Annotated in this window: 31 protein-coding genes; 21 read left to right on the forward strand and 10 right to left on the reverse strand. The window is 63.6% G+C overall.

Going from position 1 to position 26,503, the window contains the following annotated elements:
- Positions 1–26: 26 nt before the first annotated feature.
- From ACSQ3L_RS02745 to ACSQ3L_RS02760, 4 genes are read left to right on the forward strand one after another with little or no spacing between them, the layout of a single operon-like run.
- On the forward strand, positions 27–329 hold the full coding sequence (locus ACSQ3L_RS02745) for an urease subunit gamma (protein WP_095203050.1): 303 nt from the start codon (positions 27–29) through the stop codon (positions 327–329).
- A gap of 10 nt (positions 330–339) precedes the next feature.
- Positions 340–594, forward strand: a complete 255-nt coding sequence (locus ACSQ3L_RS02750) for a DUF1272 domain-containing protein (protein ID WP_436158533.1) — start codon at positions 340–342, stop codon at positions 592–594.
- A gap of 32 nt (positions 595–626) precedes the next feature.
- Positions 627–1,214, forward strand: a complete 588-nt coding sequence (locus tag ACSQ3L_RS02755) for a HupE/UreJ family protein (protein WP_436158534.1) — start codon at positions 627–629, stop codon at positions 1,212–1,214.
- A gap of 8 nt (positions 1,215–1,222) precedes the next feature.
- Positions 1,223–1,528: an urease subunit beta gene (locus tag ACSQ3L_RS02760; RefSeq protein WP_436158535.1), complete on the forward strand. Its 306-nt coding sequence runs from the start codon at positions 1,223–1,225 to the stop codon at positions 1,526–1,528.
- 14 nt (positions 1,529–1,542) lie between these two features.
- On the opposite strand, the gene ACSQ3L_RS02765 is transcribed toward ACSQ3L_RS02760, so the two are convergent.
- The gene (locus ACSQ3L_RS02765) at positions 1,543–2,040 is read right to left on the reverse strand and encodes a hypothetical protein (protein WP_436158536.1); all 498 of its coding nucleotides are present in this window, start codon (positions 2,038–2,040) and stop codon (positions 1,543–1,545) included.
- Positions 2,041–2,154: 114 nt separating this feature from the next.
- Complete coding sequence (locus ACSQ3L_RS02770; protein ID WP_436158537.1) at positions 2,155–2,529, reverse strand: hypothetical protein; 375 nt, start codon at positions 2,527–2,529, stop codon at positions 2,155–2,157.
- Positions 2,530–2,705: 176 nt separating this feature from the next.
- Here ACSQ3L_RS02770 and ureC point away from each other — a divergent pair, with 176 nt between their 5' ends.
- The 10 genes from ureC (at position 2,706) to ACSQ3L_RS02820 (ending at position 11,971) form a co-directional block, all read left to right on the forward strand.
- Complete coding sequence (gene ureC / locus ACSQ3L_RS02775; RefSeq protein WP_436158538.1) at positions 2,706–4,418, forward strand: urease subunit alpha; 1,713 nt, start codon at positions 2,706–2,708, stop codon at positions 4,416–4,418.
- 198 nt (positions 4,419–4,616) lie between these two features.
- Entirely contained in the window at positions 4,617–5,105 is a 489-nt protein-coding gene (locus ACSQ3L_RS02780; RefSeq protein ID WP_436158539.1) for a DUF29 domain-containing protein, read from the forward strand.
- Positions 5,106–5,159: 54 nt separating this feature from the next.
- Entirely contained in the window at positions 5,160–5,753 is a 594-nt protein-coding gene (locus tag ACSQ3L_RS02785) for a hypothetical protein (RefSeq protein WP_436158540.1), read from the forward strand.
- A gap of 44 nt (positions 5,754–5,797) precedes the next feature.
- Positions 5,798–6,403, forward strand: coding sequence for a glutathione S-transferase family protein (locus ACSQ3L_RS02790; RefSeq protein ID WP_436158541.1), 606 nt, complete (start codon positions 5,798–5,800; stop codon positions 6,401–6,403).
- A complete protein-coding gene (locus tag ACSQ3L_RS02795; protein WP_436158542.1) occupies positions 6,400–6,993 on the forward strand; it encodes an urease accessory protein UreE in 594 nt (197 codons plus the stop codon). Before ACSQ3L_RS02790 ends, ACSQ3L_RS02795 begins: the two co-directional genes overlap by 4 nt.
- Complete coding sequence (locus ACSQ3L_RS02800; protein WP_436158543.1) at positions 6,986–7,657, forward strand: urease accessory protein UreF; 672 nt, start codon at positions 6,986–6,988, stop codon at positions 7,655–7,657. Before ACSQ3L_RS02795 ends, ACSQ3L_RS02800 begins: the two co-directional genes overlap by 8 nt.
- A complete protein-coding gene (locus ACSQ3L_RS02805) occupies positions 7,654–8,094 on the forward strand; it encodes a DUF3995 domain-containing protein (protein ID WP_436158544.1) in 441 nt (146 codons plus the stop codon). Before ACSQ3L_RS02800 ends, ACSQ3L_RS02805 begins: the two co-directional genes overlap by 4 nt.
- The gene (gene ureG, locus ACSQ3L_RS02810; RefSeq protein ID WP_436158545.1) at positions 8,091–8,735 is read left to right on the forward strand and encodes an urease accessory protein UreG; all 645 of its coding nucleotides are present in this window, start codon (positions 8,091–8,093) and stop codon (positions 8,733–8,735) included. Before ACSQ3L_RS02805 ends, ureG begins: the two co-directional genes overlap by 4 nt.
- Positions 8,736–8,816: 81 nt before the next feature.
- Positions 8,817–9,584: a class II aldolase and adducin N-terminal domain-containing protein gene (locus ACSQ3L_RS02815; protein WP_436158546.1), complete on the forward strand. Its 768-nt coding sequence runs from the start codon at positions 8,817–8,819 to the stop codon at positions 9,582–9,584.
- A gap of 218 nt (positions 9,585–9,802) precedes the next feature.
- A complete protein-coding gene (locus tag ACSQ3L_RS02820; RefSeq protein WP_436158547.1) occupies positions 9,803–11,971 on the forward strand; it encodes a malate synthase G in 2,169 nt (722 codons plus the stop codon).
- Positions 11,972–12,014: 43 nt separating this feature from the next.
- Here the strand turns inward: ACSQ3L_RS02820 and ACSQ3L_RS02825 are convergent, their stop codons facing one another.
- From ACSQ3L_RS02825 to ACSQ3L_RS02845, 5 genes are all read right to left on the reverse strand, one after another.
- Entirely contained in the window at positions 12,015–12,554 is a 540-nt protein-coding gene (locus ACSQ3L_RS02825) for a DnaJ domain-containing protein (RefSeq protein WP_436158548.1), read from the reverse strand.
- A gap of 291 nt (positions 12,555–12,845) precedes the next feature.
- Positions 12,846–14,378, reverse strand: a complete 1,533-nt coding sequence (locus ACSQ3L_RS02830; RefSeq protein WP_436158549.1) for a YifB family Mg chelatase-like AAA ATPase — start codon at positions 14,376–14,378, stop codon at positions 12,846–12,848.
- A 182-nt stretch (positions 14,379–14,560) separates the two neighbouring features.
- Positions 14,561–15,505 (reverse strand): glutathione synthase, encoded by a 945-nt coding sequence (gene gshB, locus ACSQ3L_RS02835; RefSeq protein WP_436158550.1) that lies wholly within the window; start codon positions 15,503–15,505, stop codon positions 14,561–14,563.
- Between the two features lie 71 nt (positions 15,506–15,576).
- Positions 15,577–15,951, reverse strand: a complete 375-nt coding sequence (locus ACSQ3L_RS02840) for a GtrA family protein (protein WP_436158551.1) — start codon at positions 15,949–15,951, stop codon at positions 15,577–15,579.
- Positions 15,952–15,954: 3 nt separating this feature from the next.
- Positions 15,955–16,956 carry a glycosyltransferase gene (locus ACSQ3L_RS02845; protein ID WP_436158552.1) on the reverse strand — a complete coding sequence of 334 codons (1,002 nt, stop codon included), beginning with the start codon at positions 16,954–16,956 and terminating at the stop codon, positions 15,955–15,957.
- Between the two features lie 161 nt (positions 16,957–17,117).
- On the opposite strand from ACSQ3L_RS02845, the gene ACSQ3L_RS02850 reads away from it, so the two are divergent.
- From ACSQ3L_RS02850 to ACSQ3L_RS02880, 7 genes are all read left to right on the forward strand, one after another.
- The gene (locus ACSQ3L_RS02850) at positions 17,118–18,917 is read left to right on the forward strand and encodes a GtrA family protein (protein WP_436158553.1); all 1,800 of its coding nucleotides are present in this window, start codon (positions 17,118–17,120) and stop codon (positions 18,915–18,917) included.
- A gap of 147 nt (positions 18,918–19,064) precedes the next feature.
- Positions 19,065–20,414, forward strand: coding sequence for a putative bifunctional diguanylate cyclase/phosphodiesterase (locus ACSQ3L_RS02855; protein WP_436158554.1), 1,350 nt, complete (start codon positions 19,065–19,067; stop codon positions 20,412–20,414).
- A gap of 154 nt (positions 20,415–20,568) precedes the next feature.
- A complete protein-coding gene (locus tag ACSQ3L_RS02860; protein ID WP_436158555.1) occupies positions 20,569–21,336 on the forward strand; it encodes an SDR family NAD(P)-dependent oxidoreductase in 768 nt (255 codons plus the stop codon).
- The gene (locus ACSQ3L_RS02865; protein ID WP_436158556.1) at positions 21,333–22,274 is read left to right on the forward strand and encodes a 2-dehydro-3-deoxygalactonokinase; all 942 of its coding nucleotides are present in this window, start codon (positions 21,333–21,335) and stop codon (positions 22,272–22,274) included. Before ACSQ3L_RS02860 ends, ACSQ3L_RS02865 begins: the two co-directional genes overlap by 4 nt.
- Positions 22,271–22,912: a 2-dehydro-3-deoxy-6-phosphogalactonate aldolase gene (locus ACSQ3L_RS02870; RefSeq protein ID WP_436158557.1), complete on the forward strand. Its 642-nt coding sequence runs from the start codon at positions 22,271–22,273 to the stop codon at positions 22,910–22,912. Before ACSQ3L_RS02865 ends, ACSQ3L_RS02870 begins: the two co-directional genes overlap by 4 nt.
- Positions 22,912–23,793: an SMP-30/gluconolactonase/LRE family protein gene (locus ACSQ3L_RS02875; protein WP_436158558.1), complete on the forward strand. Its 882-nt coding sequence runs from the start codon at positions 22,912–22,914 to the stop codon at positions 23,791–23,793. The genes ACSQ3L_RS02870 and ACSQ3L_RS02875 overlap by 1 nt, the downstream gene beginning before the upstream one ends.
- 122 nt (positions 23,794–23,915) lie before the next feature.
- Positions 23,916–24,989, forward strand: a complete 1,074-nt coding sequence (locus ACSQ3L_RS02880) for a D-alanine:D-lactate ligase-like protein (protein ID WP_436158559.1) — start codon at positions 23,916–23,918, stop codon at positions 24,987–24,989.
- Between the two features lie 43 nt (positions 24,990–25,032).
- Here ACSQ3L_RS02880 and ACSQ3L_RS02885 read toward each other — a convergent pair whose 3' ends face one another.
- Genes ACSQ3L_RS02885 through ACSQ3L_RS02895 form a run of 3 tightly spaced genes read right to left on the reverse strand, consistent with a single transcriptional unit; the run spans position 25,033 to position 26,268 of the window.
- Positions 25,033–25,443 (reverse strand): GFA family protein, encoded by a 411-nt coding sequence (locus ACSQ3L_RS02885; protein WP_436158560.1) that lies wholly within the window; start codon positions 25,441–25,443, stop codon positions 25,033–25,035.
- A gap of 43 nt (positions 25,444–25,486) precedes the next feature.
- On the reverse strand, positions 25,487–25,951 hold the full coding sequence (locus tag ACSQ3L_RS02890) for an SRPBCC family protein (RefSeq protein ID WP_436158561.1): 465 nt from the start codon (positions 25,949–25,951) through the stop codon (positions 25,487–25,489).
- Complete coding sequence (locus ACSQ3L_RS02895; protein WP_436158562.1) at positions 25,948–26,268, reverse strand: ArsR/SmtB family transcription factor; 321 nt, start codon at positions 26,266–26,268, stop codon at positions 25,948–25,950. The genes ACSQ3L_RS02890 and ACSQ3L_RS02895 overlap by 4 nt, the downstream gene beginning before the upstream one ends.
- Positions 26,269–26,503 lie beyond the last annotated feature (235 nt).

Genomic DNA, 26,503 nt, shown 5'->3' on the forward strand with positions numbered 1-26,503 from the left:
CTGTCTCTACCAGCCTGGGAAAACGCATGAACTTGACGCCGAGGGAAAAGGACAAGCTGCTGATCGCCATGGCGGCGATCGTGGCACGCAAACGGCTCGAACGCGGCGTCAAGCTCAATCATCCCGAAGCGATCGCGCTGATCACCGACTTCGTCGTCGAGGGTGCCCGCGACGGCCGCCCGGTCGCCGAACTGATGGAGGCCGGCGCCCATGTCGTTACCCGCGCGCAGGTGATGCAAGGCATCGCCGAGATGATCCATGACGTGCAGGTCGAGGCGACGTTTCCCGACGGCACCAAGCTGGTGACCGTGCACGAACCGATCCGGTGAGGAGGACAAGATGCTTGAGCTGCGCCCCAACTGCGAATGCTGCGACAAGGACCTGCCCCCCGAAGCGGCGGATGCGTTGATCTGCACCTTCGAGTGCACCTTTTGCGCCGACTGCGTGGAACAGGTGTTGGGCGGTGCCTGCCCTAATTGCGGCGGCAATTTTTCGGCCCGGCCGATCCGCCCGGCAGCGATGCTGAAGAAATATCCCGCGTCGACCAAGCGCGTTCTCAAGGCCGAAGGCTGCGGCCCCCGCAAGGCGGCGTAAGCACCAGCCGAGCCAAACGAAAGGCAAATAGAATGATCCCTGCCAAACGCCTATGCCTGTCGGCGATCCTGCTGCTGGCCGCCGCCATGCCGGCCTATGCCCATGTCGGCATCGGCACGACCTCCTCCTTCACGGCCGGTTTCATGCACCCGCTTTCCGGCCTCGATCACATGAGCGTGATGATCGCCGTCGGACTGTGGGCCGCGCTCAAGGGCGGCAAGGCGCTTCTTGCCTGGCCAGCGGCCTTTGTCGGCGTCATGCTGGTCGGCGGTGTGCTCGGCATGCTGCATATGCCGCTGCCCTTCGTCGAACCGGGCATACTGGCATCGGTCGTGGCTCTCGGGCTGCTGGTGGCACTGGCGATCGATCTGCCGGTCTCGGCCGGCGTCGCCATCATCGGCCTGTTCGCACTGTTCCACGGCCACGCGCATGGCACCGAGGTGCCGGAGAATGCGGGTGGACTCGAATACATGGCAGGCTTTGCCATCGCCACCGCGGCTCTCCATGCCACCGGCATCGCCGCCGGGCTCGGTCTCGGCGTCCGGTTTCGCGGCCTGGCCCGCGCCGCGGGTGCGGCAAGTGCGGCGGTTGGTGTCGGTCTCGTCTTCGGCGTTCTGTGAGGGTGACGATGATCCCTGGTGAAGTGATTACGGCAAGCGGCGACATCGAGTTGAACAAGGGTCTGCCGACCGTCACCCTGAAAGTGGCCAACAGTGGCGACCGGCCGATCCAGGTCGGCAGCCACTATCATTTCTTCGAGACCAATGATGGGCTGAAGTTCGACCGCGAGCGTGCCAGAGGCATGCGCCTCGACATCGCCGCCGGCACCGCCATGCGCTTCGAGCCGGGGCAGGAGCGCGACGTCACGCTGGTGCCGCTCGGCGGCAAGCGCGAGGTCTACGGATTCCAGCAGAAGGTGATGGGCAAGCTGTGAGATCTTCCAGCAGCTCAACCCGGCGGCTTGGCCGCGGCGTAGATGACGATCCTTCCGGGATCGTCGAATTCGACGGCGAGAACATCCTGCGCAAGCACGCGCCGCGACTGGATGGCATTGAACAGCAGCGCGTTGGCCTCGATCTCCTTGCGCAGTTCGGCAATGTCGTCCTGATGCTGCTTGACCTTGGTCTCGATCGCCGGCGGCGGACCGCCTTCCGTGCGCGCCGCATCGGTGAGGAACACGATATCGACCTTGTCGAGTTTGGACGTCTTGCGGACGGTGCCGATGTTTTGGCGCGTGCGGTCGATCGCCGTGGTGACGTTTCCGGCTTCGGCGGTTGCCTTAGCCTCTTCCTGCTTGACCTCCGAACCGACGATCCGATTGACGGTTTCGCTGCTTTCAAGGCCCTGCGCGTTCAGTGCGGCGTGAGGAACGATCGCGGCGAAAAAAGCTGCCGCCGCAATCGCATGCAGCCATCGGGCGTCAGGCAAAATAGTCGGGTTGGCCATCGCTCACTTTCGAGATCGGTTTCAGCACTCAGGAAGCGAAACGACTCCTGCCCTGCCAAGGTTCCCTTCCCGACGCGGCTTGCGGGCCGGATACCGGCCCGCGGCGCTGTATCGTCAACTCGCCTTTTTGGTGATCAGGGTCAGTGCGCCATTGGGTTCCATGCTGGCAGCGACCACCTGCGCCGAGGTCATTCCCTTGGCCTCCAGCGCGGACTTGACCTTGGGCGTGGCGTCGATCGAGCTGCGCAGCTTCTTCAAGCCGTCATCGCCGCGCTGGGCGATCACCTGGTTGACCTGCGTCTGGGTTTCCTTTGGCAGCTCCGTAATGTCGACGATGTTGACGCTCTGGATCGTCGGCACGGCCGGCTGAGCCTGGGGCGCGGGCGCGGGCGGCGCTGGAGCGGGCTGTTGAGCGGGTTGCTGCTGGGCACTGGCGGCACCCGCCAACATCAGGCTGGCGGCAGCGGCAAGAACTGTCGTTTTGCGCATGGATTTTCCTTTCCATCGATTGGCAAACGGTCGTTTTGGGGTGACCCCCTAACCTCAACCGCCAAATGGGATCAGAAGGTGTCGCCCAGCGGGTCATTCCGTGACCATAGGATGGCGACAATGTGCAGCCGGGTTTCGATCAATTTCGGCAAACCGCATTTCGGGAGCAATCGCTGATGGCCAGAATTACCCGCACCACCTATGCGCAGATGTATGGCCCGACGGTTGGCGACAAAGTGCGGCTTGCCGACACCGAACTGTTCATCGAGGTCGAAAGGGACCTGACCACCCATGGCGAGGAGGTAAAATTCGGCGGCGGCAAGGTGATCCGCGACGGGATGGGCCAGAGCCAGGTTTCCAGGGCGCAAGGCGCCGTCGACACAGTGATCACCAACGCGCTGGTGCTCGACGCAAGCGCCGGCATCTTCAAGGCCGATATCGGCCTCAGGGACGGCCGCATCGCGGCCATCGGCAAGGCCGGCAATCCGGACACGCAAGATGGCGTGACCATCATCATCGGCCCCGGCACCGAGATCATCGCCGGCGAAGGCAAGATCCTGACCGCCGGCGGCTTCGACGCGCATATCCACTTCATCTGCCCGCAGCAGATCGAGGAAGCGCTGATGAGCGGCATCACCACCATGCTTGGCGGCGGCACCGGCCCGGCGCACGGCACGCTGGCCACCACCTGCACGCCAGGGCCATGGCACATGGCCCGCATGATCCAGTCCTTCGACGCCTTCCCTATGAACATCGGCCTGTCGGGCAAGGGCAATGCCTCCTTGCCTGCCGCGCTCGAGGAAATGGTGCTGGGCGGCGCCTGTTCGCTGAAACTGCACGAGGACTGGGGCACGACGCCGGCGGCCATCGATTGCTGCCTGTCGGTTGCCGACGACTACGACGTGCAGGTGATGATCCACACCGACACGCTGAACGAATCCGGCTTCGTCGAGAACACGGTCGCCGCCATCAAGGGCCGCACCATCCACGCCTTCCACACCGAGGGCGCCGGCGGCGGCCACGCACCCGACATCATCAAGGTCTGCGGCCTGCCCAACGTCATCCCGTCCTCGACCAATCCGACGCGGCCCTACACGGTCAACACGCTTGCCGAGCATCTCGACATGCTGATGGTCTGCCATCATTTGTCGCCGTCGATCCCGGAAGACATCGCCTTTGCCGAAAGCCGAATCCGCAAGGAGACCATCGCGGCCGAAGACATCCTGCACGATATCGGCGCCTTCTCGATCATCTCGTCGGACAGCCAGGCCATGGGCCGTGTCGGCGAAGTCGCTATCCGCACCTGGCAGACCGCCGACAAGATGAAGCGCCAGCGCGGCTCGCTGCCGCAGGAAACCGGCAACAACGACAATTTCCGCGTCCGCCGCTACATTGCCAAATACACCATCAACCCGGCCATCGCGCATGGGCTGTCCAGGGATATCGGCTCGATCGCGGTGGGAAAGCGCGCCGACCTGGTGCTGTGGAACCCGGCCTTCTTCGGCGTCAAGCCGGACATGGTGCTGATCGGCGGCATGATCGCCGCTGCCCCGATGGGCGACCCCAACGCCTCGATCCCGACGCCGCAGCCGATGCACTACCGGCCGATGTTCGGCGCCTACGGCAAGGCCAGGACCAACTCCTCGGTGACCTTCGTTTCGAAAGCCGCGCTTGAGTCCGGCTTGCACGGCAGGCTTGGCGTCGACAAGCAGTTCGTCGCCGTCGAAAACACGCGCGGCGGCATCGGCAAGCATTCGATGGTGCTCAACGACGCCACGCCGCATGTCGAGGTCGACCCGGAAACCTATGAGGTCCGCGCCGACGGCGAGCTTTTGACCTGCGAGCCGGCAACCGTGCTGCCGATGGCGCAGCGGTATTTTCTGTTTTGAGGCAGATTCGCTGGCCGAAATTCATGAATTTAGCCAAATTCCTCTGACCGCAAAATGCGCGCATTTCGTCAACCACTAGCGCAAACTGTGCATGGTTTGTCGATCGCAGCGCCGAAAATGTTTCGTTGGACCGCCTGATGGCCCCATCCCTTTGCTTCCAACTTGGAAATCTGGCCTCTTTGGAGCAATATAGAGTTCATGAATAAGATTTTTCGCAAACAGCAATTGACGCCCTATGAGGCCGACTATGCTCAGTGGTGCGCCGAGCAAGGCGCGCTGTTGCGCGAAGGTCGTCTGTCCGACCTCGACCGCGAGAATCTTGCCGAGGAGATCGAGAGCTTGGGGCGGAGCGATAAACGAGAGATCGATAGCAGACTGGGCACTCTGCTCCAGCATTTGCTTAAATGGCAGTTCCAGGCAGACGGGCGAAAAACAGGCTGGCTTCTAACGATCCGCGAACAGCGGCACCGGATTAAGAAGCTGATCACTGAAAGCCCGAGCTTGAAGAACTATCCCCACAAGCAACTCGCCAGCGAGTTTGACTTTGCGAGATTGAAAGCCGCTGAGGAGACAGGGTTGTCCGAAGAGGATTTTCCGGCCGATTGTCCTTATCTGGTTGCAGACGTGCTGGATCAAGATTTTTTCCCAGGCGTTCCGTGGTCGTCGGATCAGCTTGTTCGCGAATGAACCATCCGTGCTAGTGCGATGCTTTGCATAGCCTGGGAGCGCCGTTGATCTCCGATGGAACAGCAGATCGCCTCCGCCCATGACATATTCCCACACATCCGCATCGTCATGGGCATGGTGATCGGGCTTGGTGTCGCCCGCCTGCTGTCGGGGGTGGCGCGCATCGTCCAGCATCCCGGCCAGTACCGGCTCTATCCCGTGCATCTGGCCTGGGTCGCCTCGGTGCTTCTGATGCTGGTGCATTTCTGGTGGTGGGAGTTCGGCCTCTATGCCATCCAGTCCTGGACCTTCGGAAAATATTTGTTCATCATCTTCTACGCGATCACGCTGTTCCTGCTGTGCGCGCTTTTGTTTCCCGATTCGATGCTGGACTACACCAGCTACGAGGATTTCTTCTATTCGCGCCGGGCCTGGTTCTTCGGCCTGCTGGCGGCGACCTATCTGCTGGATGTGGTCGACACGCTGCTGAAGGGGCCGGAGCATTTCGCCCGCTTCGGCAGCGAGTATCTGTTCCGCACGCCGGTCTTCGTCGCGCTTTGCATCATCGCGATCCTGGTGCGCGATCGGCGCTTTCACATCGCCTTCGTCACGGCGGCGCTCATCTATCAGATATCGTTCATCCTGCGGCTCTTCGACACCATCGTCTGAGCGGACGCGATGGTCTAGCTTGTTCGGGAAAGGCAGGGTTCAACATGTACAAGGCCGTCGGATCGCGTGGATCCCGGGTCAGCCGCGTTCTCTGGATGCTCGAGGAACTCGGGCAGCCCTATGAATTTGTCGAAGTTCAGCTGCGCTCGCCGGAAGCCTATGTGCTCAATCCGTCGGGCAAGGTGCCAATCCTGATCGACGGAGAGCTGACGGTGACGGATTCGGCGGCGATCTGCGTCTATCTCGCCGACAAGCACGCGGACATTGGTATGGGCGCAAACCCAGGCCTAGCCGGTCGCGCCGAAATGGATTCCTGGATGCATTTTGCCCAGAGCGAGCTGGAAGCGCCGCTGTGGAACAAGCTGCGCCACCGCTTCCTGCTGCCGAAGGACGTGCGGGTCGATGTCGGCCCTGCGGCGGCGTACGATTTCGCCTCGGAACTGAAGGCGCTTGAGCGGCGGCTGGGCGACAAGCCGTTCGCGCTCGGCGAACGGTTTTCAGCCGTCGACGTGCTGCTCGGTGACATGGGTGGCTGGGCGCGTGCCGGCCGGTTCCCGATCGACTCCGAGCGCGTCAACGCCTATTTCGACCGCGTGCTGGCGCGGCCAGCCCGCGCAAGGGCGCAAGCAAATGAAGGCTCCATGAAATGAAGCTCAACCTCAACACCGACTTCACCAAATTTCCACGCGCCGTCTCGGTGTTGCCCGCCGGCGCTGCCGGGACCACCCTACCGTCCGGTCGTGCCATTCTCGCCCATGACGAGCGGCATCTGCGCCGCCGCGCCATCGAACTGGCCGACGGCGGCAAGGTGCTGGTCGACCTGCCCGAGCCGGTCGCGCTGAACGATGGCGACCGGCTGGTGCTGGAGAATGGCGGCCATATCGAGATCGTCGCGGCGCCGGAAGAGGTCTACGATATCCGCGCCCGCGACGGCGTGCATCTGGCCGAACTCGCGTGGCACATCGGCAACCGTCATCTCGCGGCCAGCATCGAAGCCGGGCGCATCCTCATCCTGCGCGACCACGTCATCAAGGCGATGCTGGAGGGGCTCGGCGCCACGGTGACCGACGTGTCCGAGCCGTTCAAGCCGGTGCGCGGCGCCTATTCCGGCGGACATGATCACGGTCACGCGCATGCCGAGGCGCACGCGCACAGCCACACGGAAGCACACAGCCATTCTCATGGCGAAGCGCATTCCCATTCGCACAGTCATGCCGGCCACGACCATGATCATGACTGACCAGCCTTCGAACATCGCCCTGCTGCGGCTGATGGCGTGGTTGTCGCCTTCCTTTCCGGTCGGCGGTTTTTCCTACAGCCATGGTCTTGAACGGGCGGTGCATGACGGGCTGATTGCCGATGCCAGGAGCCTGGCCGATTGGCTGGAGACGCTGGTCGAGTTGGGCTCGGGCTGGAACGACGCCGTGCTGTTCGCCGAGAGCTGGCGCCGGGCACGCGGTACCGGTGATCTCGATGAAGTGGCGGCACTTGCCGAAGCGCTGGCCGGCTCGCGCGAACGCCACACCGAGACCATGTTGCAGGGTGCGGCCTTCCTCAAGGCGGCGGCAGCCTGGCCCAACCCGGTGCTGGCGCGCTTGCCGGCTGAATGCGCCTATTGCGTTGCTGTCGGCGCCATCGCCGGCGGCAATTCGATTGCCCTTCGGGATGCGCTATCCGCCTTCCTGCAAACCTTCTTCTCCAACCTCGTCCAGGCAGCGATCCGGCTTGGCATCGTTGGCCAGAGCGGTGCGACCACGTTGTTAGCCGGCTTCGAACCACTGGCCCTAGCGACCGCCAACCGCGCTGCGCGCTCTACATTGGATGATCTCGGCGGCTGCGCCTTCGTTTCCGATGTCATGGCGATGAAGCATGAAACCCAGTATTCGCGATTGTTCCGCTCATGATTTTTCTTGCCTTCGCCCTCTCGGCCGTCCTGCTGCTGATCACCGCGCTGCATGTCTATTGGGGCCTTGGCGGTATCTGGCCGGGCAAGGATGCGGCTTCCTGCGCCCACGCCGTTGTCGGCTTTCGCGGCGTCCATGAGATGCCGACGCCGTTCGCCAGCTTTGCCGTTGCCGCGTGCCTGTGCCTGGCGACACTGTGGCCGCTGGCGCTCATGGGGGTCTTCGCTTCACCTTTCCCAAAGGAGGGTCTCGCCGCCACGTCGCTGCTCATCGGACTGGTGTTCCTGGGGCGTGGCATTGCCGGCTTCACGCCATGGTGGCGGCGGCGGGCGCCGGAACAGCCTTTCGCGCGGCTCGATGTCCGCTATTATTCGCCGCTGTGCCTGTTGATAGGGTCCGGCTTTGCCATCCTCGCCATCACGGAGTTTCCCGCATGACACAGACAAATGGCCCGCTGCGCGTCGGTATCGGTGGTCCGGTCGGTTCGGGCAAGACGACGCTGACCGAAAAGCTGTGCAAGGCGCTGCGCGACGAGTTCTCCATCGCGGTCGTCACCAACGACATCTACACCAAGGAAGACGCCATGATGCTGGCACGGCTGCAGGCGCTGCCCGAGGACCGCATCATGGGTGTCGAGACCGGCGGCTGCCCGCACACAGCTATCCGGGAAGACGCTTCGATCAATCTGCAGGCGATCGCGCAGATGAACAAAAAATTCCCGGATCTCGACATCGTCTTCATCGAATCCGGCGGCGACAACCTCGCTGCCACCTTCTCGCCTGATCTCGCCGACCTGACGCTCTACGTCATCTCCGTCTGCCAGGGCGAAGAAATCCCGCGCAAGGGCGGACCGGCGATCACCCGCTCCGACTTCCTGGTCATCAACAAGAGCGACCTCGCTCCGTACGTGAACGTCAATCTCGATGTCATGGAAAGCGACGCCGGCCGCATGCGCGGCAAGCGACCCTTCGGCTTCACCGACCTGTCGCGCGGCAAGGGACTGCAGGAGGTCATCGATTTCATCATCGAGCATGGCGGCCTGCGAGCCAACGCTGCCGCTGCCGGCACGGCAGCGTGAGATAGCCATCCCTGCACCAACCAAAACCGGTTGCGGGGACGGGCTGGCCACGGCATTCTTGTCAAAACTGGAGGATTTTCCATGAGCATTGCACGCCTGCAAAAGGAAACGCTGACCAACCTGCCCTTCTACGAAGAGCGCGTCGATCTCGCCTGTGCCTTTCGCTGGACGGTACGGCTCAACATGCACGAGGCGGTGGCCAATCATTTCTCGCTGGCCGTCAATGACGACGGCACACAGTTCCTGATGAACCCCAATCAGGTGCATTTCTCGCGCATCAAGGCGAGCGACCTTTTGATGATCGATGCCAACGATCCAGCAACGCTCTCCGGCCCCGATGCCCCCGATCCGACGGCGTGGGGCCTGCATGGCGCCATCCATCGCAATGTCCGCCACGCGCGCTGCGTCATGCATGTCCATTCGATCCATGCCACGGTGCTGGCCTCGCTCGCCGATTCCCGCCTGCCGCCGATCGACCAGAATTCGGCGATGTTCTTCAACCGCCATGTCGTCGACGCGCATTATGGCGGGCTGGCCTTCGAGGAAGAGGGCGAACGCTGCTCTCAGCTTCTCATCGATCCCAAGGTCAAGGTGATGGTGATGGGCAATCATGGCGTGCTGGTCATCGGCGATACGGTCGCCGATGCCTTCAACCGTATGTTCTATTTCGAGCGCGCCGCCGAGACCTACATCAAGGCGCTGTGGACCGGCCGTCCACTGCGCACGCTGTCTGATGCTGTCGCCGAGAAGACGGCAAGCGAGATGGACGATTATCCCGGCCAGGCCGAACGCCATCTCAGCGAGCTGAAGGCGATCCTCGACGAGCAGGAACCGGCCTACCGGAACTGAGGACAACTGGTTCTTGGCTTCGTCGCGAGAAAAGGACTTTCAGCATCGCGCCGCCCCTCATCTGGCTGCCGCTATCTTCTCCCCGAAAACGGGGAGAAGGACGCTGTTGCCACCGCGTTCGCCAATTGGCCTAAATACGCCCCTTCACCCTAAGCTGAATTGACCCTGCACTCCTGACATGCCAAAGGCCCGCAAAGCCTTTCATCTGGAGTAGCCTGATGACCGATCGCATCGAGATCGCCGGATTGCGGATTGCCCGCGAGCTGCATGAGTTCGTGGCCAGGGAAGCGCTGCCGGGCACAGGCATCGAAGCGGACATCTTCTGGAACGGTTTTTCGGCCATCGTCCACGACCTGGCCCCGAAGAACCGGGCGCTGCTGGCAAAGCGCGACGCTATCCAGGAACAGATAGACGGCTGGTATCGCGACCATGGCGCCCCCGTCGACATGGAAGCCTACAAGGGTTTCCTGAAAGAGATCGGCTATCTCGTTCCCGAAGGCCCGGCCTTCAGCGTGTCGACCGACAATGTCGACCCCGAAATAGCAGTCGTTGCCGGGCCGCAACTGGTCGTGCCGGTGATGAATGCGCGCTATGCGCTCAACGCCGCCAATGCGCGCTGGGGCTCGCTCTATGATGCGCTCTACGGCACCGATGCCATCCCCGAAACCGATGGCGTCGAAAAGGGCAAAGCCTTCAATCCGGCGCGCGGCGCCAAGGTCGTCGCCTGGACGAAGAGTTTTCTCGACGAGGCTGCCCCGCTCACCTCCGGCAAATGGGCCGGCGTCAATGGTCTGTCGCTGGCGCAAGGCGCGTTGCGGCTGAGTGCCGGTGCCGGCTCGACGACGCTGGCCAACCCGAAACAATTCGTCGGCTATCGTGGCGATGCCGCCAATCCCGATGCCGTGCTGCTTGTGCGGAACGGGCTGCACATCGAGATCATGATCGACCGCAACAACCAGATCGGCCGCACCGATCCGGCGGGCATCGCCGACGTCATCCTGGAATCGGCGCTGACCACCATCCAGGACTGCGAGGATTCGGTCGCGGCGGTGGATGCGCAGGACAAGGTCGTCGTCTACCGCAACTGGCTTGGCCTGATGAAGGGCGACCTGGCCGAGGAAATCACCAAGGGCGGCAAGAGTTTTGTCCGCAAACTCAATCCCGACCGCTCCTACACCGCGCCCGCCGGCGGCACGCTGACCGTGCCTGGCCGTTCGCTGATGCTGGTCAGGAATGTCGGCCACCTGATGACCAACCCGGCGATAACAGACCGCGACGGCAACGAGGTTCCGGAGGGAATCCTGGATGCGGCGCTGACGGCGATGATCGCGCTGCACGATGTCGGGCCGAACGGCCGCCGCGCCAATTCCCGCGCCGGCTCGATGTATGTGGTGAAACCCAAGATGCACGGGCCGGAGGAAGTCGCTTTCGCCGTCGAAATTTTCGACCGCGTCGAAGCCCTGCTCGGCATGGCCAAGAACACCATCAAGATGGGCATCATGGACGAGGAGCGACGCACCACCGTCAACCTCAAGGAGGCGATCCGCGCCGCAAAAGAGCGTGTCGTGTTCATCAACACCGGCTTCCTCGACCGCACCGGCGACGAAATCCATACCTCGATCGAAGCCGGGCCGATGATCCGCAAGGGCGACATGAAGCAGGCCGCCTGGATTTCCGCCTACGAGGCCTGGAATGTCGACACCGGGCTCGAATGCGGCTTGGCCGGGCACGCCCAGATCGGCAAGGGCATGTGGGCGATGCCCGATCTGATGGCGGCGATGCTGGTCGAGAAGATCGCCCATCCCAAGGCGGGTGCGAACACCGCCTGGGTGCCGTCGCCAACGGCGGCGACGCTGCACGCCACGCACTACCACAAGGTCGACGTCCACGCCGTGCAGGCAGCGCTGAAGAACCGGCCCAAGGCCAGGCTCGACGACATCCTGTCGGTGCCTGTCGCGGTAAGGCCGAACTGGTCGCCGGAAGACATCCAGAAGGAGCTCGACAACAACGCGCAAGGCATTCTGGGCTATGTCGTGCGCTGGATCGACCAGGGCGTTGGCTGTTCGAAAGTGCCTGATATCAACGATGTCGGCCTGATGGAGGACCGCGCCACGCTGCGCATCTCCTCGCAGCACATCGCCAACTGGCTGCATCACGGCGTGTGCACAGAGGACCAGGTGATGGCGACGATGAAGCGCATGGCTGACATTGTCGACCGCCAGAACGAGGGCGACCCGCTCTACCAGCCGATGGCGGCCGATTTCGACAACTCGATCGCCTTCCAGGCGGCCTGCGACCTGGTCTTAAAGGGCCGCGTCCAGCCCAATGGCTACACCGAGCCGGTGTTGCACGCGCGGCGACTGGAGTTGAAGGCGCGGCAGGGCTGAACAGGCACAGGCGGGTCTTGGACCTGGCTTCCAGCCTGAGGCGTTAGGAACCTGTATGGTCCAGGAGCCGGATGGCGGGATCGCGGCGGTGTTCGGAGTTGGCCCGATCGACGCCCTCTACCGTAATCGCGATCGTCCCGTTTTCCACTCTTGCTATCCAGCCTTTTGCTTTCAGGTACCAGAGATGAAACTCGAGATGTTCTCGCGGGCAGCCTGACAAGCGTTCGAGCTCTACATCTCCGATCCCGGGATTGGTGACGTCGTGCCGGCGCTTCGCGTAAAGCAGCGACAGCAGTTTGGCCTGGATCACCACATCCCGCTCGATGCCTTTGGTGCTGCTGGCCTCCTCGGTCAACTCGCGACGAAGGCCGGCATGGTCTCGGTACGCGATGTCGTATTGAGCGCGCTTGACCGGATCCTTGAGCGTATTGTGGGCTTCCACGATTTCGCTGAACCGGGCTTCATCCCCGGTTTCCCGATTGTCAGGATGATAGCGCATCGCAAAATAGCGAAATATGCGCTCCAGCGTTTCCGAGTTGGCGTTCGGGCTAACTTCCAAAACTTCGTAATAGTCGATGAACATAGCGGGGTCCCCAACCGCAACCATATTCGTATTGTCTAAATAAGGAATGTCCAATGCGGCAGCCAAGACTTTAGTCTGGCTCGATGCCATGTTTGCTGAAGAGGAGGAAAATGGCCGGCGCCCATTCGGGTGGGGGGCCGTTGGGTGGTGAGGACGCCGGCCAAGCGGACAATCAGGTCCGCCGCACTGCAGACATGGTCGATTCGCAGGGACGCGGTTATGGCGTGATCGCGGAATTTCGCCGGCTGGGACCAAACCGAACGCAAGCATGGCCATCAGTAGGCAAGTGACCTACGCTGCCTGCGCCACCCGCTCCGTACTCATGCGATAGGAAATCGCTTCGGCCAAGTGGATGCGGCCGACGGTTTCGCTGGCGTCGAGATCGGCCAGTGTTCTCGCGACCTTCAACACGCGGTGATAGGCCCGCGCCGAAAAGGCGAGCTTTTCGCTGGCGTCCTTGAGCAGCGACAGGCCGGCGGCGTCAGGCATGGCGATCTCCTCGATGACCGCCGGCGCGCAATGCGCGTTGGTGGTGGCGCGGGTAGCGCCGAGCCGCTCGAAGCGTTCGCGCTGGATGGTGCGGGCGCGGGCCACGCGCAGCGCCACATCGGCACTTTTCTCCGACCGGTCGGGCCGGATCAGGTCGCTGGCCGAGACCGCCGGCACCTCGATCCTGAGATCGATGCGGTCGAGCAGCGGACCCGAAATACGCGCCTGGTAGTCGGTGCGGCACCGCTCGCCCCGCAGGCAGCGATAGCCCGGCTCACCGGCCATGCCGCAGCGGCACGGGTTCATCGCCGCGACCAGTTGGATGCGCGCCGGATAGGTGACGCGATGATTGGCCCGCGCGATCATGCAGTCGCCGGTCTCCAGCGGCTGGCGCAGCGCATCGAGCGTCTGCGGCGTGAATTCTGGAAACTCGTCGAGGAACAGCACGCCATGATGGGCAAGCGACACTTCGCCCGGCCGCGCGCGGATGCCGCCGCCGACCATCGCCGCCATCGAGGCCGAATGGTGGGGGGCGCGGAACGGCCGCCGGTCGGTCAGCTTGCCTTCGCCGAGTTCCCCCGCCACCGAGGCGATCATCGAAACCTCGAGCAGTTCCTTCGGCGCCAGCGGCGGCAGGATCGACGGCAGCCGCTGCGCCAGCATCGATTTTCCTGAGCCCGGCGGCCCGATCATCAGCAAATTGTGCCCACCGGCCGCCGCCACTTCCAACGCCCGCTTGGCGGTCTCCTGGCCCTTGATGTCCGCGAGGTCGGGCAGGTCGCGCGCCGCGGCGTGGATGCCGGCCTCCGGCCGCGACAGCACCTGCGTGCCGCGAAAATGATTGGCAATCGCAATCAAGCTGCGCGGCGCCAATATGTCGAATTCCCGACCCGCCCAGGCCGCTTCCGGCCCGCAGGCGAACGGGCAGATCAGGCCCTTGCCCTCGGCATTGGCGCCGATCGCCGCCGGCAAGGCACCGGCGACCGCGGCAATCGTGCCGTCGAGCGACAATTCGCCAAGCACGACATAGCCGGCCAACATGTCACCCGGAATGGCGCCCAGTGCGGCCATCAGGCCAAGCGCGATCGGCAGATCGTAATGGCTGCCTTCCTTGGGCAGGTCGGCGGGCGCCAGATTGACCGTGACCTTCTTCGACGGCATCGACAGTCCGGACGCATGAAGTGCTGCCTGCACCCGCTCGCGGCTTTCGGCCACTGCCTTGTCGGCAAGGCCGACGATGTGCATGTTGACCTTGCCGGGCGCGATCATCACCTGCACGTCGACCGGCACAGCCTCGATGCCCTGGAAAGCGACCGTGCGAACCCGCGCCACCATTTTTGCCCCCGGATATAGGCTTGCCCCAGCCCCTGCGATCGGGCCAGGAATGGCCCTCCGGGAGACAATCACACTTCCTCGGTCAAATCAAGAACATTACAGGAACATGCAACCGTCTAGGTTGCAGCCGAACAGAGCCCGGTTGCAAAAACAGAACATGGTTAAGACAAAGTGAAAACGGACTACGTCCGCCGCTTGTCCTCGACCGCGTCCCAGAACAGGCTGGCGATGTCGGCGCCGCCGAAGCGCTTGACCTCGCGCACGCCGGTCGGCGAGGTGACGTTGATCTCGGTCATATAGTCGCCGATGACGTCAATGCCGACCAGGATGAAACCGCGCTCTTTCAGCGAAGGTCCGATGCGGGCGCAGATTTCGCGCTCGCGCGCCGTCAGCTCGGTCTTTTCGGCGCGGCCGCCGACATGCATGTTGGAGCGGGAATCATGCTCGGCCGGCACCCGGTTGATGGCGCCGACCGGTTCGCCGTCGATCAGGATGATGCGCTTGTCGCCCTTGCGTACGTCCTTGAGATAGCGCTGCACGATATAGGGCTCGCGGAACATCTGGCCGAACATTTCGAGCAGCGAGGCAAGATTGCGGTCGCCTTCAAGCAGATGGAAGATGCCGGCGCCGCCATTGCCGTAGAGCGGCTTGACGATGATGTCGCCGAACTCCTTGCGGAAGGCCGCAACCTCCAGCGGATCCTTGGTGATCAGCGTGTCTGGCATCAGGTCGGCAAACTCGGTGACGAAGATCTTTTCCGGGCTGTTGCGCACCCAGGCCGGGTCGTTGACCACCAACGTCTTCGGATGGATGCGCTCCAGAATATGGGTGGTGGTGATGTAGTTCATGTCGAAGGGCGGATCCTGGCGCAGCAGGACGACATCCATTTCCGACAGATCGGTGCGCACCTTCTCGCCCAGTGAATAATGGCTGCCCTTCTCGTCGCGCACCTGCATTTCCTCGATGCGGGCAAACACCTTGCCGTCACGCAGCGACAGCCGGTCGGGCGTGTAGTGGAACAGAAGATGGCCGCGCCGCTGCGCTTCCAGCGACAGCGCGAACGAGGTGTCGCCGGCGATCGAAACGGCGGAGATGTGGTCCATCTGGACGGCGATTTTCAGCTTCATGGCAGGTCCCCAGCGCAGTCGGTCACAGCGATATAAGGGTCACGAGGCCTTCTGCCAATCGGGCCAGCACCCTAGCGGTCGAAGACCAGCCGCGAGTAGCCAAGGAAGGACAGCGTCATGGCGACCAGCGAGGCGACGGCGAGTGCTACCAGCGGCGGGGCCGCCGGCAGCGCGAACAGGATGGCGCAGTAGACGAGATAGTTGACGATTCTGGTGGCGACGCCGACGCTGCCATAGCGCGCGCCTTCGTTCGCAATACCGCGGCTCGACGGCGAGAAGGTCAGGTGGCGGTTGAGCAGCCAGGTGACGCAGAGCGCGAAACCGATCGAAAGGATGCGGGCGGCCAACGGCCCGAGCGGCGTGATCGCCAGCAGCAACCAGAGTGCCGCCGCATCGGCAACGAAACCGACACCGCCGGCAAAGACAAAGCGGACGATACGTTGCACCGTTCAGGCCGCGCGCGGGGTCTTGCCCGCTGCCGGCCTTTGCGCCGTCGCCTCGCGATTGCGCTCGACACGGCCCGAAGGCATCGACAGATAGAAGATGCGCTTCTGTTCGGCCCGGCCACGCGATACCGAATCGAGGATCAGCCCGGTCATCGCCGCCAGCATCGACAGCAGCAGCAGGCCGACCGACAGCACCCAGGTCGGCATGCGCGGCACGAGGCCGGTTTCGGCGAACTCGACCAGCACCGGCGTCATCAGGAACAGGCTCGATGCCAGGAAGAACACGGCAAAGGCGCCGAAGAAGCGCTGCGGCTGCGTTTCCTTCATCAGCATGCCGAACATCCACAGGATCTTGGCGCCGTCGCCCCAGGTCGACAGCTTCGATGACGAGCCCTCCGGCCGCCTGCCATAGTCGAGCGCGATTTCGCTGACCGGCAGTTTGAGCTGCGAGGCGTGCACCGACATTTCGGTCTCGATCTCGAAACCGCCAGAGACGGCGGGGAAGCTCTTGACGAAGCGCCTGGTGAAGACACGATAGCCTGAGAAGATGTCGGTGAAATCGCTGCCGAACAGCCGCTTGTAGAGGCTGTTGAAAATGCGGTTGCCGAGGGCATGGCCGTTCCTGCCGGCGTCGTCGGTGACGCCGCGCCTGGTGCCCACCACCATGTCGGAACGCTCGGTCAGCAGCGTGTTGATCAGCTGCGGCGCGTCCTCCGGCGCATAGGTGCCGTCGCCATCGGCCATCAGGTAGATGTCGGCTTCGATGTCGGCGAACATGCGGCGCACCACATTGCCTTTGCCCTGGCGCGGCTCGCGAACGACGATGGCGCCCGCCGCGCGGGCCAGCAACGCCGTCAGATCGCGCGAATTGTTGTCGTAGACATAGATGGCGGCGGCTGGCAGCGCCTCACGGAACCGCCGCACCACTTCGGCGATCGTCAGCTCCTCGTTGTAGCAAGGCAGGAGCACGGCGATGACAGGTTCGTAGCGAACGTCTTGCGGCATTTTCGTCTCCGAAAGCCTTGTCGACCACGCGGGTCGCGCGACCGGAGGGCTCGCTCAGGCGGTTTTACTATTTATTGAAGCCGTTAAGGCTAGGTTTAAGGCCGACTTCATGAATGTCGATTGGTCCCAGAGACCCGGCATTCCTGCCAAAGGCGATCGGGATGAGCATAGCCAAGGATGGAACGTCCACCTGGAGGTTCGATATCGCGTTGGCGCTGCTCGCCACGCTCGGCTTCCTCGCGGTCAACGCTTGCGCCGGGTTCCCAGCGCTGATCGATGCCGGCGGCGACAATGACAACCTGCTGCGGCTGGTCGAAGTGCGCGACCTGTTGGCCGGCCAGGGCTGGTTCGACCTGCATCAATACCGGATGGGCCTGGAAGGCGGCTTTGTCATGCACTGGTCGCGGCTGGTCGATGCATCGATCGCCGCCATTGTTCTTGCCGTATCGAACCTGACAGGCAACACCGCGCTTGCCGAGAACGTCGCGCAGGTGGCGTGGCCGGCGCTGCTTTTCGGCCTGACCATGGTCTTCATCGTGCGCGCAGCGCGCAGCTTCGCGGGCAACGGCGCGGTTCTGCCCGCAATCGTCGTCGGCGCGGCGGCACTGTATTTCATAGGCATCTTCGCACCTGGTGCGCTCGATCATCACAATGTCCAGCTGATGCTGACCGTCGCCAGCCTGAGTCTCCTGATAGAGGCGCCCGCGCACCGGTCGGCGACATTTCTTGCCGGTCTGTGCGCCGGGCTGACACTGGCCGTCGGCATGGAAACCGCTCCTTATGTGGCCGCCATCGGCGTCTGCGTGGCGGCGCTGTTTGTCTTTGACGGTTCGGGCGAAAAGCTCATTGCCAGGGATTTCGGCCTTGGCTTAGCCGGCGTCGCGGCGCTTGTCTTCGTCACGACCATCCCGATATCGGCTTGGGGCCAGGTCGAATGCGATGCCTTCTCGACCGTGCAGTTTGTCGTAGCCGCCCTCGCCGGAATTGGCCTTGCGGCCACGGCTTCTATCGAAGCGGCCGGCCGCACGCGCGGCCGCCGCCTGATCTCGCTTGGCCTGCTCGGCATCGTGCTCGGCACGGTCCTCTTGTCGCTGTTTCCGCAATGCCTGGCCTCTCCATATGTGGGGCTCGATCCGCGCCTGAAGATGCTGTGGCTCGATCACATCGACGAGGCACAGTCGCTGTTCCAGCTCGCCACCCGGGATCCCGCCGAACTGGCGGCGCGCTATGTCACGCCGCTGGTGGCGATCGTCCTGATGGCGTTGCGCCTCGGCCGTGGCGGCTGGCGGCGCCAGGACAGCCTTGTCGCCGCGCTGCTGGTCGTGGCGTTCCTGGTCAGCGTCTGGCAAGTGCGCGGCTCGACATTCTCGATTGCCTTCGCGGTGATCCCGCTGGCGGCCTGGATCGCCAAATGGCGGCAGCGAGCCGAAGCCAGCCCATCGCGCAGCTCCGTGCTGCGGATGGCCGCTGCCTGGCTCATTTCGGTGAACTCGATCTGGTCAGGCGCCGCCGAGGCAGCGGCAGCGGCGCTCGAAACCGGCGCAAAAACCACCAAGAATGCTGGCGTTGACCCGTCCTGCCATGCCAAGGCCACGTTTGCGGCGCTCGGGCGGATGCCGGGCACCACGGTGCTTGCCGTTTCCAATCTCGGATCGCCGATCCTGGTGTACTCCCGGCATCGCGTTTTCGCCGGACCCTACCACCGCAACGTCGCGGGAGACCTGCTCGCGCTCGACGCTTTCCTCGGTTCCGAGGCGCAAGCCAGGTCGATCGCCAGGGATGATCACGTCGGTCTTGTCGCATTGTGCCGCGGCAATCCGGAAAGCCAGCTTCTAGCCTTCACCGCGCCAGATGGTTTTCTTGCCGGGCTGATGCGCGGCAGCGTGCCGGAATGGCTGGAGCCGATCGCGGAAACCCGCGGCGCAGCGCTCGAACTCTATCGTGTCCGGCCAAACCGCTGAGGGCCGGCATCAGGTTTGATGCGCGTCGCGCCGACCCTCTCGAAGGCAATGCGCTTTACCCGCGAATAATCGATTTGGGGATACGTTTCCTAAAGGGTTTGCTGCCAGTCTGAAGCTAAATTCCGACGTCACAAAACAGGGACACCGATGCAAACTTCGTTTGGCACCGGTCAGGCAAACAGGGAGAGCACGGATCTGGCATTCACAGATCCGTTGACCGGGCTTGGCAACCATCGCCGCTTCTTCGACAAGGTCGATCGCCTGATCGCCGACCGTGCCGACGATCCCGCACCCTTTACCGTCGGCATTCTCGACCTCGACGGCTTCAAGCCGATCAACGATTTGTTCGGGCATAAGGCCGGCGACGACATCCTGATCCAGGTCGCGATGCGGCTGCGCGCCTCGATGGACGGCCACTCCACGGTCTGCCGCATCGGCGCCGACGAGTTTGCCTTTCTCTACCCCTTGGTGTTCAGCGAGGATGCAGCGGCCGAAAAATCCCGCATGCTGATCGAGATCCTGTCGGCGCCCTACGATGTCGGCGAGCGCACTGCCAGGCTTTCGGCCTCGGTCGGCTGCTCGCTGTTCTCTTCGGGCGACGAGACCACCGAAATCCTCATCAACAAGGCAGAGACGGCGCTCTACCACGCCAAGCGTTCCGGCCGCGGCCGCGTCGTCGTCTACACCCGCGAGATGGAAGAAGCGGCCAAGCGCGTCACCCGCATCGAACAGGCGCTGCGCCGCGCTGTCTCGGCCGGGGAGGTGGAGCCGCATTTCCAGCCCATCGTCGACCTCAACACGCGCCGCACCATCGGCTTCGAGACGCTGGCGCGCTGGACAGACCGCGATCTCGGCTCGGTGCCGCCGACCGTTTTCATTCCCATCGCCGAAGAGCGTGGCATCATCGGCCCGCTATCGCAGCTGGTGCTGCGCAAGGCGACGGAGGCCGCCAGAAGCTGGCCGAAGGACCTGTTCCTGTCGTTCAATCTGTCGCCCTCGCAGCTTGTCGACCAGAACACCGGCCTGCACATACTGGCGATCCTCGACCGCACCGGATTCGATCCGCGCCGGCTGGAGATCGAGATCACCGAGACCGGCCTGATGAACGACCCGGCCTCGGCCGCGCAGATCGTCGAGGATCTGCGCCGCGTCGGCATCCGCGTCTCGCTCGACGATTTCGGCACCGGCCAGTCCTCGCTCGGCCGCTTGCGCGAATTCCATTTCGACAAGCTCAAGATCGACCGCGCCTTCGTCTCCTCCATTCTCGATGATAGGCCGTCGGAACACATCATCCGCGCCATTCTCGCCATGTGCGAAGGGCTCGGCATGGACGTGGTCGCCGAGGGCATTGAAGAAGAAGCGCAGGCCGATCGGCTGGTGCAGTTCGGCTGTGCTGGCGGGCAAGGCTATCTGTTCGGCAAGCCGGCCGATGCCGACGCCACGCTCGGCTATCTCCGCGATTCCTTCCGCGGCGCCCTGCGCGCCAAGGCGATCTGACCGGCGATCTGCAATCCTGACGATGCGACCGCGCCCATCCGGTGCGGCGCATTGTCGTTTTGTCTGACATAAGCCCAGAAATCCGGCGGTTCGCCCTTGCCCGCGCGCCTTGCGTGGCTAGGATGCGCGCCGGTCACGCTGGGAGAGAAAAGAAATGATGCCATCGGCGCATTTTGCCGACCTCGAAGGAGCCTCGGTGCTGATCACCGGCGGCGGCTCCGGCATTGGCGCGGCTCTGACCGAGGGGTTTGTGCGCCAGGGCGCCAATGTCGCTTTCATGGACATCGCCGATGGCCCGAGCACGATGCTCGCTGACCGCATCGAGAAAGAGTTCGGCCGGCGGCCGCTCTATCTCAAGACCGATTTGCGCGACGTCGATGCCTTGCGCGCTTCGGCAGCCAGGGCGGCCGAGGCGCATGGCGATGTCACCGTGCTGGTCAACAACGCCGCATGGGACGAACGCCACGCCGTAGAGGATGTGACGGTCGAATTCTGGGACAACAACCAGGCCATTAATCTGCGGCCGCATTTCTTCACCGCGCAGGCTGTGGCGCCGGGCATGAAGCGGGCCGGCGGCGGCTCGATCATCAACTTCACCTCGACATCCTATCTCATAAACCACCCCGACATGCCGTCCTACACGGCCGCCAAGGCCGGTATCCTGGGCCTGACCAAGGGGTTGGCCGGCAAGCTCGGCGTCGACGGCATCCGCGTCAACGCCATCGCGCCCGGCTGGGTGATCACCGAGCGGCAGAAGGAGCTCTGGGTGACCGAACAGGGGCTTGCCGCCCATGTCGCCAAGCAGTGCATCAAGCAGGTAATGCAGCCCGACGACATCATCGGCACGGTGCTGTTCCTGGCCTCGGATGCCTCGCGCATGCTGACCGCGCAGATGCTGATCGTCGATGGAGGTTTCCTGTGAGCGCGCCGGCGGTAGCCGCCGTCGACTGGGGCACGACCCGAATGCGGGTCTGGCTGATCGACGGACAGGGCAAGGTGCTCGCCGAACGCCGTGGCGATGATGGCCTGATCACCGCGCAGCAAAAGGGCTTTTCGACCCTTCTCGAAGGGCATCTGGCGGCGATGGGAGCACCGGATGCGCTACCCGTCATCATCTGCGGCATGGCCGGCTCTCGTCAGGGCTGGATCGAAGCGCCCTATGTCACCGTGCCGGCGCCACTCGGCGCCATCCTTGCAGGTGCTGCCAGCGTGCCTGGCCAGAGCCGCGACATCCGCATCGTTCCGGGTCTTGCCCAGCGGCTGGCCGATGCGCCCGACGTCATGCGAGGCGAGGAAACGCAGCTTGCCGGCGCCGGCTTGCCCGCCAAGGGACGCCAGCTGGTCTGCATGCCCGGCACCCATTCGAAATGGGTGCTGGTCGAGGACGGCGCGGTTGCCGGTTTCGGCACCTGGCCGACCGGCGAGTTGTTTTCGGTACTTGCCGCGCATTCGATCCTGCGCCATTCGCTCGGCGAACATCCAGGCCCGGTTACTCCAGAAAATCCATTCTTCCGCCGCTGGTGCGAAACGGCACTGAGTGAAGGCGGCGATGTCACCTCGCGGCTGTTTTCCATCCGCGCCGCCGGCCTGCTGCAGGATCTCAAAGCCGACGATGCCGCCGCTTGCCTGTCCGGCCTTCTGATCGGCGGCGAGATCGCCTCGGCCAGCCGCCGGCATGGCGCCGGCGGGGAACCCGTGGTCCTGATTGCATCCGGCGCGCTCGCCACGCTTTACCAGGCCGCGCTCGGCTTCGCCGGGCTTGACGTCCGGACCGTCGACGCCGATGAGGCGGTGCGTGCCGGTCTCGTCGAAGCCGCGCGCGAGAATGGCATGATCGCCAAGTCAGGAGTTGCCCGATGAGCCAGACCGCACCTTTTCCCAAGCTCAGGCGCGGCCTTGTCGCCATCTTGCGCGGTCTGAAGCCGGTCGAGGCCATCGCTATCAGCCAGGCGCTGTTTGACGCCGGCATCGAGGCGATCGAAGTGCCGCTCAATTCACCGGAGCCGTTTTTGTCGATCGCCCGGATTGTCGAAGTGCTTCCGAAAACAGCCTTGGTCGGCGCCGGCACGGTGCTGACGCCGGCTGATGTCGATAGCCTGCACAAGGCCGGTGGGCGGCTGTTGGTCAGCCCCAACGTCGATGCCGAGGTGATGGCCCGCGCGATGCACTATGGCATGGTCACCATGCCTGGCGTGTTCACGCCGACCGAGGCCTTCCTGGCGATCAAGCTCGGCGCCTCGGCCCTCAAATTCTTCCCGGCGAGCGTGCTGGGTGCTGCCGGCATCTCCGCGATGCGCGCGGTGTTGCCGGGGCAAACGGTGGTCGGCGCCGTCGGTGGCGTCTCCGAAAGAGATTTTGCCGGCTACAAGGCGGCGGGTGTGACGGCCTTTGGGCTGGGCTCCAGCCTGTTCAAGCCGGGCATGAGCGTTGACGAGGTGGCCGCGCGGGCTCAGGCCGCGGTGACAGCCTGGGATGCAGCATTCGGCGGAGACGCATGATGAGCCAAGCGAGCGTTTCGGTTTTTTCCGATCACATCTGCCAGCTTGGCGAAGGGCCGAGCTACGATCCCGCGACCGACGCGCTGTTCTGGTTCGACATCGTCAACGGCCTTTTGCTGGAGCAGGGCGTCGCCTCCGGCACGCTGAAGATCCATGAGCTCGGCCAGATGGCGAGCGCTATCGCCATCATCGACGAGAAGCGCCAACTGATCGCCACTGAGACCGGCCTTTTTGTCCGCGATGTAACGACCGACAAACTGACGCTGCACACAGCTGTTGAGGCCGACAATCCGGTCACGCGCTCCAACGATTCCCGGGTCCACCCCTGCGGCGCCTTGTGGATGGGCACGATGGGCAAGGGCGAGGAAAAGGGCGCGGGTGCGATCTACTGGTTTTTCAAAGGCGAACTGCGCCAGCTGTTTTCGGACATCACGGTCTCCAATTCGATCTGTTTTACCGAGGATGGCGCGCTCGCCTATTACACCGACACGTCGACCGGGCTGCTGATGCGTGTCGCCTGCGACCCGGCGACCGGCCTGCCTGCCGGCGAGCCGAAGCTGTTCGTCGACCATCGCTCGTCCAAGGGGTATGTCGACGGCTCCGTCGTCGACCGCGACGGCGTGCTTTGGAACGCCGTCTGGGGCGGCAAGGCGGTCAAGGCCTATTCGCCTGAAGGCGCGCTGCTGCGCGAAATCCCGATGCCGGTGACGCAGCCATCCTGTCCGGCCTTTGTCGGCAGGAAAGCCGATCGTCTGGCGGTAACATCCGCCTGGAAAGGCAAGGACGAGAAGCAGCGCCAGCTCGATCCGCAGGCCGGCATGACCTTCCTGCTCGACATCCCCGTCAACGGCCGCTTCGAGCCGCGCGTGCTGATCGCCTGATTGAATTCCATTCTACGGTCGGTTGGTGCGTTATCACGCAACCGCCCGCGCCGTGTCGGTTTCGCGAGAGCCTGACGCCTTCACCGTGCGATGGTAGGCAATCCTACCGCCGGGAAGCGTTCATGCCGAGCCGCAAGCCAAGACTGATACTCGTCCATGAGCCGGAAAAGGCCTGTTTCGACCGTCTGGTCGCCGACGGTCATGCGCCGGAGCGCGCAGTCGAAATCGCTTCCTATCTGGCGCAGTCGACCGATCTCGCCGCTGAATTCGAGGCGCTCGGCCGCGCCTGCCAGGCACGCGGCCTGTCTTTCACGCCGGTGGCGCTCGACGACGCCGCGAGCGTGCTCGCCGGCGCGGACCCGGACACGACATTGGTCTGGACGCTCACTGACGGCATCGCCTATTTCCGTGGGGGCGCGGCCCCCGCTTTGGCCAGGCTGGGCGGTTTCAAAACGATTGGTTCCGATGATGCGCTATTCGCGCTCTGCCAGGACAAGTTCCGCTCCGGCGCGGTGCTCGGCGCGCTAGGTCTGCCGGTGCCGCGGGCCGGTCTTGCGCGCGATGGCCAATGGCTCGTCGAGCCGCCGGCCTCTGCCGCCGGCTGGTTCGTCAAGCCCAATCGGCTGGGCGCCAAGATCGGCATCTGGCCGGATTCGCGCTGCAGCGATCTCGGCCTCGCTTTGGAACTCAGCCGGCGCGTGTTTTCGGCCTATCGCGATGATGTCGTCGTCCAGCCCTATGTCGCCGGCCGCAACGTGCGCGCCAGTTTCCTCGGCCTGGTGCCGGACGCCGGGGTCGAAGCGCTTGGCGTGGCCTTTGTCGATTCAGGCGCCGATTTCCAGACTATGGCCGACAGTCTGGCGCTCTACGGTGAAACCGGCGAGGCAGCGAAAGCGACGGGACACTATGCCGAACCGGAACTCGTTGCCGTCGCCGACAGCCAGCCGGTCGCCGACGCCAGGATTCGTGCAATCGCCGAGCGGCTGATGAGCGGTCTCGGCCTGCGCGACGTGTTCTCCATCGATCTTAGGGTGGAGGCCGACGACACGGTGCACCTGATCGAGTTCGAGGTCTGCCCTGGCCTGCCCTGCTTCGATTTCCGCGCCTATTGCCGCCAGCAATGGGACCTTGATCTTGCCGAAGCCATGGCAGAAACCGCCGCGAGCCGGCTTGCAAGCCAGGTGCATCGCGCTTAATGGCCCGACGGCAGATCCGCGCTGACCCGGCAGACGCGTTTCGCTACGGCATTCGCTCGACCGCCTGCAAGGCGGGATCCATCTTGTCCCAGGCATGGCCATGGGCCGTGTAGGTGACCATCTGCGGATTGAACTGTTCCGGATCGTCAAGGCTGGCCGCGTGGACAGCAATCAGCTCCGGCATGGCGACGGATATCAGGAAGACCGGCGTTCCGCAGGTTGGACAGAAGGTGTGGATCTTTTCGTTGCCGCTGGCGCTCGCCACGCGCCAGGTGCTCACCTCGCCGGTAATTGCCATATCGGCGCGCTGGCCGAAGGTCAGATAGGATCCGTGGCCTGTGCCTGAGCGCTTCTGGCAATCGCTGCATTGGCAGTGGTTCTGGAAGATCGGCTCGTCGCTGGTTTCATAACGGATCGCGCCGCATGCGCAGCCGCCGGTATAGCGCTTCGTCATTGTCATTCTCCATTGGCCCGATTCTGCATGATATCGCAGGACATCAGGCCGATTTCGGCTTGGCGAAAATGTCGATGCCACTGCCGGTTTCGAGGAAGGATTTCAGGCTGGACAGCACCGCCGGCCAGCCCTGGCTGACGCCTTTCGCCATGCCGCTGCCGGCTTCGAGCTCGTCATGGCTGACGGTCAGCCGCACCATCGTGTCGTATTCCTCGATGGCGAACGTCACCCGGCTGGTTTTCGACGGATCGTCTGCCTGCGAAGCGTTTGCCCAGGTGATGACGAGCCGGGTCGGCGGCGAGATCTCGACGACCCTGCCAACGAGTTCGACCGTCCGTTCGTCATTGGCGCGGATATGTTCCCATTTCGATCCCGCCTTCCAGTCCGAGACGTTCTCGTGGCCCCAGTAGCGTTTTGCGACATCGGGCTTGATTATGGCCTCGAACACCTTCTGCGGTGTCGAGCGGATATAGGTCACGTAGACGAAGCTGGTCGTTTCCTTGGTCATTGGTCGTCTCCTTCGAGTTCTTGTTTCAGGTCGTGCAGCAGGCTGAGCCGCTGCCGTTCGAATTTCCGCACCCAACGCTCGTAGACTTCGTGCAGCGGCACGGGGTTGATGAAATGCAGCTTTTCACGGCCACGCTTGACCGTGCTCACCAGATTGGCCGCCTCCAGCAGGTCGAGGTGCTGGGTGGCGGATTGCCTTGCCATGTCCAGATGATCGCAAAGCTGGCCGAGCGTTTGCCCGTTCTGCTCACACAGAAGGTCAAGCAGCCTTCTGCGTGTCGGGTCGCCCAGCGCTTTGAAAACCTTGTCGGCGTCCATCGGTCTCGCTCTGTTGTGAGTTGTAATATGCATGTAAATACCTGCATGTCAATCGGCAATTATCCGGCCCCGCAAGGTTGGTTGCGGCTATTCGGACTCGGGCGTCGATTGCACGATGGGCCGCGCGCCGGCCATTACCTGATGTCGGAGCCCGCGCCGCGTCGCTACGCTCCTTGCTCCGCCCGTGGATGATGGGTGGACGGCCCCTTGCGGCATCGAATGTGCCAAACTGGTC

Source organism: Mesorhizobium sp. LjRoot246 (genome assembly GCF_964254115.1).
GTDB lineage: Bacteria > Pseudomonadota > Alphaproteobacteria > Rhizobiales > Rhizobiaceae > Mesorhizobium.